Origin of the sequence: Azospirillum brasilense, from assembly GCF_022023855.1 — a bacterium.
In the GTDB taxonomy this organism is placed as follows: Bacteria; Pseudomonadota; Alphaproteobacteria; order Azospirillales; family Azospirillaceae; genus Azospirillum; species Azospirillum brasilense_F.
In genome coordinates, this window is record NZ_CP059452.1 from 462,909 (window position 1) to 475,344 (window position 12,436).

Sequence of the window (12,436 nt, forward strand, 5' to 3'; positions counted from 1 at the left end):
ATTTCTTACAATGTGCGGCATCAGCGGGGAAATCCGCTTCGATTCTCGCCCGGCCTCCGCGTCCGCGGTCGGCTCGATGACCGAAGCCCTGGCGTTGCGCGGCCCCGATGGGCAAGGCGTCTTCGCCCATGGCCGGATGGCCTTCGGCCACCGGCGGCTGAGCATCATCGACCTGTCCGAGGCGGCGCAGCAGCCGATGACCGACCCCGAGTTGGGCCTCGGCATCGTCTTCAACGGCTGCATCTACAATTATCCGGAGCTGCGGACGGAGCTGGAGGCCAAGGGCTACCGCTTCTTCTCGCACGGCGACACCGAAGTCCTGCTGAAAGCCTATCACGCCTGGGGCCGCCGCTTCGTCGAGCGGCTCTACGGCATGTTCGCCTTCGCCATCTGGGAGCGCGACAGCGGGCGCGTCACGCTGGGCCGCGACCGGCTGGGCATCAAGCCGCTCTACCTGTCCGAGACGGCCGGACGGCTGCGCTTCGCCTCCACCCTGCCCGCCCTGCTGGCCGGCGGCGACATCGACACCGCGATCGACCCGGTGGGGCTCTACCAATACATGAGCTTCCACGCCGTCGTCCCGGCGCCGGGGACCATCCTGAAGGGCGTGCGCAAGCTGCCGCCGGCCACCCTGCTGACGCTGGAGCCGGACGGGCGCCGCATTGAGGAAACCTATTGGGAGCCGGTCTTCGGCCCGCGGCCCGGCGACGAGCGGATGTCGGAAGGTGACTGGCAGGACGCCGTGCTGTCCACGCTGCGCAAGGCGGTGGAACGGCGTCTGGTCGCCGACGTGCCGGTCGGCGTGCTGCTCTCGGGCGGGCTGGACAGCTCGGTCATCGTCGCCCTGCTGGCGGAGGCCGGGCAGACCGGCCTGCAGACCTTCTCCATCGGGTTCGAGACGGTGGGACAGGAGAAGGGCGACGAGTTCCAGTACTCCGACCTGATCGCCCAGCGCTTCCAGACCGACCACCACAAGCTGTTCATCGACAGCAGCCGCGCCCTGCCCGCCTTGCAGGACTGCGTGCGGGCGATGTCGGAGCCGATGGTCAGCCACGACGCCATCGGCTTCTTCCTGCTGTCGCAGGAGGTGTCCAAGCATGTGAAGGTGGTGCAGAGCGGCCAGGGCGCCGACGAGATCTTCGCGGGCTACCACTGGTACCCGCCGATGATGGAGGCGACCGACCCGCTGTCCACCTATGCCAAGGTCTTCTTCGACCGCAACCGCGCGGAGATGGCCGAGGCACTGAACCCGCAATACCTTGCCGACGAGGACGTGGCGAGCGCCTTCGTCGCCGCCCATTTCGCCCGGCCCGGCGCCGACCGCCCGGTGGACAAGGCGCTGCGCCTCGACACCACGGTCATGCTGGTCGACGACCCGGTGAAGCGGGTTGACAACATGACCATGGCCTGGGGGCTGGAGGGGCGCGTGCCCTTCCTCGACCACGATCTGGTCGAGCTGGCCGCCCGCGTCCCGCCGGAGCTGAAGCTGCGCGACGGCGGCAAATACGTGCTGAAGGAGGCGGCGCGCAAGGTCGTCCCCTCCGAGGTCATCGACCGGCCCAAGGGCTACTTCCCCGTTCCGGCGCTGAAGTACCTGCGCGGCCCCTATCTGGAGCTGGTGCGCGACGTGCTGAACCAGCCCGCCGCGCGGCAGCGCGCGCTGTTCCAGCCGGCCTATCTCGACCGTCTGTTCAGCGATCCGGAAACCCACATCACGCCGCTTCGCGGTTCGAAGCTCTGGCAGGCTGCCCTGCTGGAGTTCTGGCTGCAAACCCACGGGATCTGAACACCGCATGATGACGATGCAGAATCGCACCCAGACGCCTTTCCGGATCGAACGCGCCCTGGTCTCCGCCCTGATGGACGAGGACTCGCCGCGCCCGAACCGCCGGACGGGGGCCGGGCTTGGGCCGACGCCGCGCGCGGTGGTGAATTGCGGCTGGGGCCGCCTGCTGTTCGCCAACACCTTTCCCGACGTCGGCGAGCTGATCGCGGCGATGCGGCAGGAGGGGCCGGGGCGGCGCGACATCGCGCTGTACTTGGAGGATCCCCATGTGGCGCTGTCCCAGGCGCCGACCGAGCTGTTCCTCGACCCCTCCCACACCTACCGCCTGCGGCTGGCCGGCTTTCGGCCCGGCGGCGAGACGCGCGGCTTCACCATCGAAACGCTGCGCGGCCGCCAAGACGTCGATGCCGTGAACCGCATCTACGGCGCCCGCGGCATGGTCACCATGGACCCGGAATTCTGCTGGTTGGAGCGCGACAGCCGCGTGTTGACCCATCTGATCGCGACCGATCCGGTCAGCGGGGCGGTCATCGGCTCGGTCACCGGGGTGGATCATGTCCGCGCCTTCAAGGACCCGCAGAACGGTTCCTCCCTGTGGTGTCTGGCGGTCGATCCGCAGGCGGCCTATCCCGGCATCGGCGAGGCGCTGGTCCGTGCGCTGGCGGAGCATTTCAAGGAACGTGGGCGCAGCTTCATGGACCTGTCGGTCCTGCACGACAACGCGAACGCCATCGCGCTGTATGAGAAGCTGGGGTTCCGGCGGGTGCCGGTCTTCGCGCTGAAGACCAAGAACCCGATCAACGAGAAGCTGTTCGCCGGCCCGGCCGTGGAGGCCAGCCTCAACCCCTACGCCATGATCATCATCAACGAGGCCCGGCGCCGCGGCATCGGGGTGGAGGTGGTGGACGCGGAGTCCAACCTGTTCCGCCTCAGCTTCGGCGGGCGCAGCATCCTGTGCCGCGAAAGCCTCAGCGAGCTGACCTCGGCGGTGGCCCTGTTCCGCTGCGACGACAAGGCGGTGACCCGGCGCACGCTGCTGCGGACCGGTCTGTCGGTGCCCGACCAGATGACCGCCGCCGGCATGGACGACAACGCCGCCTTCCTGGAGCGCCACGGCAGCGTCGTGGTCAAGCCCGCCCGCGGCGAGCAGGGCCAGGGCATCACCGTGGACGTGCGCGACGCGGAGACGCTGGCCTGGGCGGTCGGCAAGGCGAAGAAGATCTGCGACACGGTCCTGCTGGAGCAGTTCGTGCAGGGCCAGGACGTGCGCATCCTGGTCATCGACTACCGCGTCGTCGCCGCTGCGGTGCGCCGCCCGGCGGAAATCGTCGGCACCGGCGACCGCACGATCTCACAGCTGATCGAGGCGCAGAGCCGCCGCCGCGCCGCCGCCACCGGCGGCGAAAGCCGCATTCCGATGGACGAGGAGACGGAACGTTGCGTGCGCGACGCCGGTTTCTCCATGGACTCGGTCCTTCCGGAGGGGCAGACGCTGGCCGTGCGCAAGACGGCCAACCTGCACACGGGCGGCACGCTGCACGACATCACCGACCGCCTGCACCACCGCGTGGTGGAGGCGGCGGTGGAGGCGGCGCGCGCGCTCGACATTCCGGTGGTCGGCCTGGATCTGCTGATCCCCGACCTGCTGGGGTCCGACTACGCGATCATCGAGGCGAACGAGCGGCCCGGTCTTGCCAACCACGAACCGCAGCCGACCGCCGAACGCTTCCTCGATCTTCTCTTCCCCTACTCCGCGGTCGATCCGCGGGCGTGACCGTTCAGGAGGTGGTATGGAGCAGGCAGCCTTGACGCGGACCGGAATCGTCCGGCCCGTCATCGACATGGACTATCTGACGGGCCTTCTCCGCCGCCTGCTGGAGATCCCGAGCCCGACCGGATACACCGACCAGATCGTGCATTTCTGCGGCGACGAGCTGCACCGTCTGGGCATCCCCTTCGAGCTGACCCGGCGCGGCGCCATCCGCGCCGATCTGGCCGGGCGGCAGTACAGCCCCGACCGCGCCGTGGTCGCCCATCTCGACACGCTGGGCGCCCAGGTGAAGATGCTGAAAGCCAACGGCCGGCTGGAGGTCGTGCCCATCGGCACCTGGTCGGCGCGCTTCGCCGAAGGGGCGCGCTGCACCGTCTTCACCGACAAGGGCAGCTACCGCGGCACCATCCTGCCGCTGAAGGCGTCCGGCCACACCTTCAACGAAGAGATCGACACCCAGCCGGTGGCCTGGACCAATCTGGAGATCCGGGTGGACGCCCGCTGCGAAACCCTGGCGGAATTGCAGTTCCACGGCTTCAACGTCGGCGACTTCGTGGCCATCGACCCGCAGGCGGAATTCGACGCCAGCGGCTTCATCAACTCCCGCCATCTCGACGACAAGGCCGGGGTGGCGGTGATCTTCGCCGCCGCCAAGGCGGTCCTGGACGCCAAGCTGCCGCTGCCGGTGGACTGCCACCTGCTGCTGACCATCTCCGAGGAGGTCGGCTCCGGCGCCTCGTCGGTCCTGCACAAGGACGTGGCGGAGATGGTGACCATCGACAACGGCACCACCGCCATGGGGCAGAACAGCCGCGAATTCGGCGTCACCGTCGCCATGGCCGACAGCACCGGTCCCTTCGACTATCACCTGACGCACAAGCTGCTGTCGCTGTGCCAGCAGCACGAGATCGAACACCAGCGCGACGTCTTCCGCTATTACCGCTGCGACAGCGCCGCCGCCATCGAGGCCGGCAACGACATCCGCACGGCGCTGGTCTGCTTCGGCATCGACAGCTCCCACGGCTACGAGCGCATCCACGCCGACTCCCTGCGCTCTCTGGCCGAGCTGATCGCGCTCTACATGCAGAGCGACGTGGCCATCCCGCGCGACCGCGTCGGCATGGGCCCGATGGGCGCGTTCCCCTGGCAGCCCACCGCACCGGCGAAAGTCGAGGAGTAAAGCCGCCTCAATCCCCAGCCGCCAATTCCGGCCGCGGCGGCCCCACCGGGTCGAGCGGGGTGACGGTCGGCGTGGTCTGGGGCAGCGGACGGAAGCTGGCCTGCGCCTCGGCGGGCGGCGGCGGACGCATCCGCGTGCGCCACAGGCCGTAGAGCGTCGCCGAGCCCGCCCCCGCCGCGATGAAGCCGAACAGCGCCTCCGGCCCGGCGAAGCCCATGGCCGCCGAGGCCAGCGGCGGCCCGATGATCGCCCCCACCGAATTGGCGAGGATCAGGCCGCCGCTGACCGACACCACATTGTCCGGCCCGGCGTGGTCGTTGGTGTGGGCGGCGCAGACCGGGTAGAGCGTGAAGGCCAGCCCGCCGAACAGCGGCGCCACCAGCAGCAGCGTCTCCTGCCGCCCGCTGCCCTCCGCCAGGATCATGCCGACGCTGACCAGCGCCAGCGCCGCCGACAGGCCGATGATGACGGCGCGCCGGTCGAAGCGGTCGGACAGCCGCCCGAGCGGCCACTGCAGCGCCACCCCGCCCAAAATCAAGGTGCTCATGAACAGCGCCGTCCCCGACACCCCGAAGCCCGAGGCCGCGCCAAACACCGGGGCGAGGCCGTAGATGGAGCCGGTGACCGTTCCGCTGATGAAGACGCCGACGACGCCCAGCGGCGACGCCTCGTACAGCCGCCGCAGGCCGTAGGATTCGACGTTGGGCAGGGTCGGCGGCGTGGTCCGGGTCAGCGCCACCGGCACCAGGGCGAGCGTCAGCAGGATGGCGATCAGCATGAAGATGCGCACGCCCGCCGCGTCGTCCAACTGCAACAGCTGTTGGCCCACCGCCGAGGCGGCGTAGAGCGTGACCATGTAGAGCGACAGGATCTGCCCGCGCGTCTCGTTGTTGGCGGTGCCGTTCAGCCAGCTTTCGATGCAGATGTAGAGGCCGGCCATGCAGAAGCCCTCGGCCAGCCGCAGCACCGTCCACAGCGGCACCGCGGCGAACAGGGCGTGCGACAGCGCCGCCGCCGACAGGACGGAGGCGAAGGCGGCGAAGGCGCGGATGTGGCCGACCCGCGTGATGACGCGGTGGGCGAACAGCGAGCCGCCGGTCAGCCCGGTGTAGAAGGCCGCGGTGATCAGGCCGACCGCGACCGCGCCGGACTCCGTGCCGGCCAGCCGCAGGCCGATGAGCGTGCTGAGCGCGCCGTTGCCCAGCATCAGGAATGCGACCCCGAGCAGGAGCGAGAGTACCGACCGTGCAACCTGCGGCATGTGTCCGACCACCTGTTCCTTTCACGGAAAAACCGGCGCCGCAGCCCGGAGGCCACGGCGCCGGCCCTTGGATGGCACCCGCCGGATGGCGAATCAACCCTTGTAATTCGCGGATTCGGTGGCGTCCCAGCCATTCCACAGAAATGCAGAAGAGGTACCGCTGGGGGAGCAGCGATACCTCTTCCGGTTGAGCGCTTGATCGTCTCCGGGCGGCTTGCCCGGTGTCCGGCTATTCCGCCGGGGTGGCGATCAGCGTCTCAGGCAGGGTGTCCTTGCGGATGCGCAGGAGTTCCTTCCACTTCTTGAGGGCGGCGATCAGGATCACGAAGCCCAGCGACAGCATGATGATCGAGATGCTGGCGTTGAAGACGTTGTAGCCCTTGGCCAGCGGGTTCAGATAGACGTTGGTGATCATCCAGTAACCGGCGTAGTTCACCGTCACGAACAGGTAGGCCAGCGGGACGAGGCAGGTCAGCATGTAGACCCGTTTCTGGCCCAGGCGCAGGATGATCGTGGCGCCGATGATCAGGCCGACCGAGGCCATGAGCTGGTTCGACACCCCGAACAGCGCCCACACCGAGTTGATGTCGCCCGACGTCAGCAGGTAGCCCCAGGCCACGCAGGCCAGCACGCTCGCGGCGATCGAACCGGGGACCCAGTCAAGACGCTTCAGCGGGGCATAGAGGTCGCCGCCCAGGTCTTGGATCAGGTAGCGGGCCACGCGGGTGCCGCTGTCCACGGCGGTCAGGATGAAGACCGCCTCGAACATCACGACGAACTGGAAGAAGTAGGAAGCCAGCGTGCCGAACCACGGGATGCGGGTGAAGATTTCCGTCATGCCGACGGCCAGGGTCACAGCACCGCCGGTGCGGCCGTAGAGGTCGAGGCCGATTTCCTGGCTGAGCCGCGGCAGATCGACGACCTGCATGTTCAGGGCCTGGAAGGCGGCGGGCGAGGAGTTGATGGCGAAATAGTCGGCCGGGTGCAGGGAGGTGGCGGCGATCAGCGCCATGACGCCGACCACGCATTCGGCCAGCATGCCGCCGAAGGCCACGGTGCGGATATCGCTCCATTTGTCGATCAGCTTCGGCGTGGTGCCCGAGCCGATGAAGGCGTGGAAGCCGGAGATGGCGCCGCAGGCGATGGTGATCGAGATGAACGGCCACACCGGGCCGGCCAGCACCGGGCCGCCGCCATGGATGAAATCGGTGAGCGCGGGGAAGCGGATTTCCGGGTTGATGAAGACGACGCCGACGACGAGCGCGCCGAACACGCCGATCTTCATGAAGCTCGACAGGTAGCCGCGCGGGGTCAGCAGCATCCACACCGGCAGCGCCGTGGCGAAGAAGGCGTAGATCGGCAGGATCAGCGCGACCGTCTCGGCGTGCAGCGTCAGCCAGTTGCCCAGCACCGTGCCCTGGATGTAGGGGCCGGCGAAGACGGAGGCGGCGATGGCGGCGATGCCGACCTGGGTGGCGCCCTTGGACGAGCCGGTGATCTTCTCGTAGAGGCCGAGCGCCACGGCGATCGGGATCGTCATGAAGACCGCGAAGGCGCCCCAGGCGTTGCGCTCCAGCGCATGGACGACGACCATCGACAGGCCGGCCATGGTGATGGTGATGATGAACAGCATCGCCAGACCGGTGCACCAGCCGGCGACCGGGCCGAGTTCGGCCTTCGCGACCTCCGACAGGGACTGGCCCTTGTGCTTCATCGAGGCGAACAGCACGACCGTGTCGTGCACCGCGCCGCCGATGACGCAGCCGATCAGCAGCCACAGGAAGCTCGGCAGATAGCCGAACTGCGCGGCCAGCACGGGGCCGACCAGCGGGCCGGCGGCGGCGATCGCCGCGAAATGCTGGCCGGCGTTCACCCACTTCTTGGTGGGAACATAGTTTCGCCCGTCGGCCAGGATGTGGGACGGCGTCACCTCGGAATCATCGGCACGGAGCACCTTGCGCACAAAGAACACGCCGTAGAAGCGGTAGCAGAGGGCGAGGATGCAGAGTGTCGCGATCACAAATGTTAGGGCGTGATCCATGACAGCTCTCCTTGGAAGGAACTGCCGTCACGGTAGGCCGGGTTTCATCCTCCGTGTGGTGCTCTCCCCGGAGCGGCGCCATGGCGTGGCGAGCGGTCGGAAAGCGGGGGTGAGCGGTGGGAGGATTTTATAAACCCTCTCTCCTCCGCTCACGCGCAAACGAAGTTTGCGCTGACGCGACAGGCGGACCTTCGGTCCGCCGATAGCGGGGAGAGGGTGGCCCGCAGGGCCTCTCGCGCTGGCCAAAGGCCAGCGCTGACGGCGGCAGGCGGATGCCTCTGGCATCCGCTGAGAGCCGGTGAGAGGGTTGCGCTTTTGCCGGACGCACCGCCACGCGCACCCCCCTCACCCTAACCCTCTCCCCAGAGGGGAGAGGGAACAAGGACATTCATCCGATGCCCAGCCGCTCCTTCAGCGGGCCGAGGAAGCGGCGGCTGACCGGGATGCTCTGGCCACCCAGCGTCTGGATTTCCGCCAGCCCGTTGTCGATCAGGCGGATTTCCCGGATGCGGTCGGGGTTGACCAGATATTGACGGTGGCAGCGCACCAGCGGGGTGCGCTCCTGCAAAGTCAGCAGGGTCAGCTCGGTGAAGCGCTCCTCGCCGTCGGCGTCGACGACGAAGACGCCGCTCGCCTTGGAGGCCACGCATTCCACCTCGTCGAGCTTCAACAGGGAGATGCGGTTGTGGCCGGTGCAGGGGATCAGCCGCAGCGGGGCGGCGTCCTTCAGTACGGCGAGATCCTGCGGCGCCCGCTCGCGGCGCAGCCGTTGCAGCGTCTTGGCCAGCCGGGCCGGGTCCGCCGGCTTCAGCAGATAGTCGAAGGCGTGCTCCTCGAAGGCCTGGACGGCGTATTCGTCGTGGGCGGTCAGGAAAACGATGCGGGGCATCCGCTCCGGGTCGAGCATGCTCAGCATCTCCAGCCCGCTGACGCGCGGCATCTGGATGTCGAGGAAGACCACGTCGGGCGGCTGGCGGTTGATCGCGCCGATGGCCTCGATGGCGTTGGCGCATTCCCCGGCGACCTGGAGGTCGGGGAACTCCTCCAGAAGGCGCCGCAATTCCTCGCGGGCCAGCGGCTCGTCGTCCACGATCAGGACGGTCATCATGGCGCGGTCTCCGCAACGGCAGGGATGTCCAGGGGAAGGCGCAGGGTGATGCGGGTGAAGACGTCGGCCTCGCAGACGACATCCACCCCGTAGCCATTGCCGAAGCGGTTGCGGACGCGGCGGTCCACGATGGACATGCCGAGCCCGTCGCCGCCCGGCTTTTCCTCGTAGAGTCCGGCGTTGTCCTCCACCGCGAGCAGCAGGTCGCCGCCCTCCCGCCGCGCCGCGATGCGGACATGGCCGGGGCCGAGAAGCTGCGAGGTGCCGTGCTTGATGGCGTTCTCGACGAGCGGCTGGAGCAGGAAGGCCGGCAGCCGGGCGTGGCGCAGCGCGTCGGGCACGTCGATCTCCACCGACAGGCGCCCGGTGAAGCGCGCCAGCTCGATCTGGAGATAGGCGCTGACATGCTCCACCTCGTCGGCGACCGTGGCCTCCTGGCTGGGGCGCTTCAGGTTCTTGCGGAAGAAGACCGACAGGCTCTGCACGAGCTGGCGCGCCCGCTCCGGGTCGTTGCGGATGACCGCGGAGATGGTGTTGAGCGCGTTGAACAGGAAATGCGGGTTCACCTGCGCGTGCAGCAGCTTGATCTCCGATTGGGCGAGCAGCGCCTTCTGCTGTTCGTAGCGCCCGGCGAGGATCTGGCTGGACAGCAGCCGGGCGATGCCCTCCCCCAGCGTGCGGTTGATGGTGGAGAACAGCTTGGTCTTCGGCTCGTACAGCTTCACGGTGCCGATCACTCGGTCATCCTCCCCGACCAACGGGATCACCAGCGAGGCGCCCAGCCGGCAGTTCGGGTGGATCGAGCATTTGTAGGAGACCAGATTGCCGTCGGCGTAGAGCACCTGGTTGTTGGCGATCGCCTGATAGGTCTGGGGCGAGGTGATCGGCGTGCCCGGCAGATGGTGGTCGTCGCCGACGCCGATGAAGGCCAGCAGCTTCTCGCGGTCGGTGATGGCGACGGCGCCGACGCCCGTCTCCTCGTAGATGATGCGGGCGACCCGCATGCTGTTCTCTTCGTTGAAGCCCTGGCGCAGCACGCCGTCGGCCCGCGCGGCGATCTTCAGCGCCTTGGCGGAGAAGGCGCTCGACTGCTTGTCGATCAGGGCGCGGCGGTCCATCAGGATGCGCATGAACAGCCCCGCCCCCAGCGTGTTGGCGACGATCATCGGTAGCGCCACCACCTCGACCAGATGGACCGCCGCCGGGAAGGGCTTGGCCACCAGCAGGATGATCAGCATCTGCGCGACCTCCGCCACCAGGGTGACGGCGCCGACCCGCAGCGGGTCGAACAGCGGCTCGATCCGGCCCTGGCGGACGAAGTGGCGGTGCACCAGACCGCCGATCAGCCCCTCCGTCACCGTGGAAATGGCGCAGGCCACCGCCGACATACCGCCCAGCGAGTAGCGGTGCAGCCCGCCCGTGAAGCCGACCGCCAGCCCCACCGACGGCCCGCCCAGGATGCCGCTCAGCACGGCCCCGATGGCGCGGGTGTTGGCGATGGAATCGTCGATCTGCAACCCGAAATAGGTCCCCATGACGCAGAACATGGAGAAGATGACGTAGCAGGCCAGCTTATGCGGCCAGCGCACGGTGAGGTGCATCACCGGCAGGAACAGCGGCGTCCGGCTCAGCATGTACGCGATGACCAGATACACGCACATCTGCTGGAGCAGCAGGAAGACGAGGCTGAGATGCTCGACGGTCATGGGGGCGGACGGCGGGTGGCGGGCGGCGGGATTGCCGGCCCGCAGGCTACCCCCACCCGCCCTGCCGCGGTATGATTCCAATCAATGGATGCGGCCGGAGCCCCCGGGCCGCTTCGATGGCCTCAGGCAGCCAGCGCGGGGGCCTGCTGCACCGTTGCCGGCACGGTGCCGGTGTTGGCGGGCGGCAGGCGCAGGCGGCTCGCCAGCCCCTCCAGGGAATCGTGCAGGCGCCGGCAGGGGGTGCCGTCCTCCCCCGGCTCGTAGATGCCGACGAAGGGCGCGCCCGGCTGGTTGGGGTCGAGGTGGAGCTCGACGATGTGGGTGCGCGACGTGCAGCCGCGGATCAGCGGATCGGCGGGAATCACCGTCCAGCCGCGCCGCAGGCAACGTTCGGCCAGCCCTTCCAGATAAAGCGAGGCGGACGGAACGCGCTTCAGCGCCTTCAACTCGGCGATGAGCTGGCGGACGTTGTCCACCTGCTCCAGGAACAGGCCGGCGGCGTGATGCGTGTCGCGGATCACGAGTTTCAGCATGGGTTGGAACCTCCTCTGCGCGCACGGCTCCGTCACCCGCGGGGACGCATCGGCGGCCCTCGTGGCGCCACGCCCGTTGGGCGGAAGCCTGCGCGTTGTACGTTTGGGTGGGAAGCGTCGGACGGGACGCGGTTCCGCTATTCGGCCGTGCCCAGGTCCGTGCCGGTCAAATCCGGTTCGGGCCGTTCGGCCACCGTCACAGGCGGTTCGGACGCCGGTTTGCGGTCGGGGTAAAGCGCGGCCACCATCTGCTCCAATCGGTGCCGCAGCGAGCGGTTCGGCTGGTCGGAGGGCCGGGCTTCAACGCGCACGTTCACCACGCCGTCCTCGATCATGCCCAGTTCGCTGGCCGCCTTCCGCGACAGATCGATCACCCGTCCCTTCACGTAGGGGCCGCGGTCGTTGATCACGACCTCGACGCTGCGTCCGTTATCGGCGTTGGTCACCGTCACCCGGCTGCCCAGGGGAAGCCGGCGGGACGCGGCGGTCAGCCGGTTCTGGCTGAATCGTTCCCCCGACGCCGTGGTCCGGCCATGGAAGAAATCGGCGTAGTAGGACGCCTTCCCCTTGTGAACATAAACCGGTTCGATATCCGAAACGACCGGCGCCGCGTTTTCCTCAAACTCGACGTCCTGCAGCATTGAGTCCTGCGGCACTGGCGGGACGGAGGCAATCTGTGCACCAGTCGAACATGCCCCAACAGAAACAGCACAGATAGCGAGCGCAACACAGCCATACCGCACTCTTTTTCTCCCCTGTTGTTGTTCTGCGGCAACGGTTGCGGAATCTCTCCATCCTGTCAATCCGCGAATCCACACCTATGCTGTGACAGGATTGCGCCTTAATATTCTTTAACGATTTTACTTTGACCTTATCATGACGGGCGCGAGCCGGTTTGTGTGTTTCATTTGCGGCGATTGAATTTTTGTCCATCCTGGAAATCCCACCAGTCATCCTCAGCGTATAACCCGGCGTGACCGCAGGCCCGCGAGTGCGTGGAAGGAATTTCCCGGAACCCCCACAAGATACTGAAAATCCGTTGGAAATTTT

Annotated in this window: 9 protein-coding genes; 3 read left to right on the forward strand and 6 right to left on the reverse strand. The window is 67.8% G+C overall.

What is annotated here, in order from left to right:
* The first annotated feature begins 10 nt into the window (after positions 1–10).
* Genes H1Q64_RS28560 through H1Q64_RS28570 form a run of 3 tightly spaced genes read left to right on the forward strand, consistent with a single transcriptional unit; the run spans position 11 to position 4,737 of the window.
* Positions 11–1,786, forward strand: a complete 1,776-nt coding sequence (locus tag H1Q64_RS28560; RefSeq protein ID WP_237907264.1) for an N-acetylglutaminylglutamine amidotransferase — start codon at positions 11–13, stop codon at positions 1,784–1,786.
* A gap of 7 nt (positions 1,787–1,793) precedes the next feature.
* Complete coding sequence (gene ngg, locus H1Q64_RS28565) at positions 1,794–3,560, forward strand: N-acetylglutaminylglutamine synthetase (protein WP_237907265.1); 1,767 nt, start codon at positions 1,794–1,796, stop codon at positions 3,558–3,560.
* 16 nt (positions 3,561–3,576) lie between these two features.
* The gene (locus H1Q64_RS28570; protein WP_237907266.1) at positions 3,577–4,737 is read left to right on the forward strand and encodes an osmoprotectant NAGGN system M42 family peptidase; all 1,161 of its coding nucleotides are present in this window, start codon (positions 3,577–3,579) and stop codon (positions 4,735–4,737) included.
* 7 nt (positions 4,738–4,744) lie between these two features.
* On the opposite strand, the gene H1Q64_RS28575 is transcribed toward H1Q64_RS28570, so the two are convergent.
* From H1Q64_RS28575 to H1Q64_RS34040, 6 genes are all read right to left on the reverse strand, one after another.
* Complete coding sequence (locus H1Q64_RS28575; protein WP_237907267.1) at positions 4,745–5,998, reverse strand: MFS transporter; 1,254 nt, start codon at positions 5,996–5,998, stop codon at positions 4,745–4,747.
* A gap of 229 nt (positions 5,999–6,227) precedes the next feature.
* Positions 6,228–8,039, reverse strand: coding sequence for a carbon starvation protein A (locus tag H1Q64_RS28580; protein WP_237907268.1), 1,812 nt, complete (start codon positions 8,037–8,039; stop codon positions 6,228–6,230).
* 388 nt (positions 8,040–8,427) lie between these two features.
* Positions 8,428–9,147: a two-component system response regulator BtsR gene (gene btsR, locus H1Q64_RS28585; RefSeq protein WP_237907269.1), complete on the reverse strand. Its 720-nt coding sequence runs from the start codon at positions 9,145–9,147 to the stop codon at positions 8,428–8,430.
* Positions 9,144–10,853, reverse strand: a complete 1,710-nt coding sequence (locus H1Q64_RS28590) for a sensor histidine kinase (protein ID WP_237907270.1) — start codon at positions 10,851–10,853, stop codon at positions 9,144–9,146. The genes btsR and H1Q64_RS28590 overlap by 4 nt, the downstream gene beginning before the upstream one ends.
* A 122-nt stretch (positions 10,854–10,975) precedes the next feature.
* On the reverse strand, positions 10,976–11,386 hold the full coding sequence (locus tag H1Q64_RS28595; RefSeq protein WP_237907271.1) for a hypothetical protein: 411 nt from the start codon (positions 11,384–11,386) through the stop codon (positions 10,976–10,978).
* Positions 11,387–11,523: 137 nt separating this feature from the next.
* Positions 11,524–12,027 carry a septal ring lytic transglycosylase RlpA family protein gene (locus H1Q64_RS34040; protein WP_330874628.1) on the reverse strand — a complete coding sequence of 168 codons (504 nt, stop codon included), beginning with the start codon at positions 12,025–12,027 and terminating at the stop codon, positions 11,524–11,526.
* Positions 12,028–12,436: the final 409 nt, after the last annotated feature.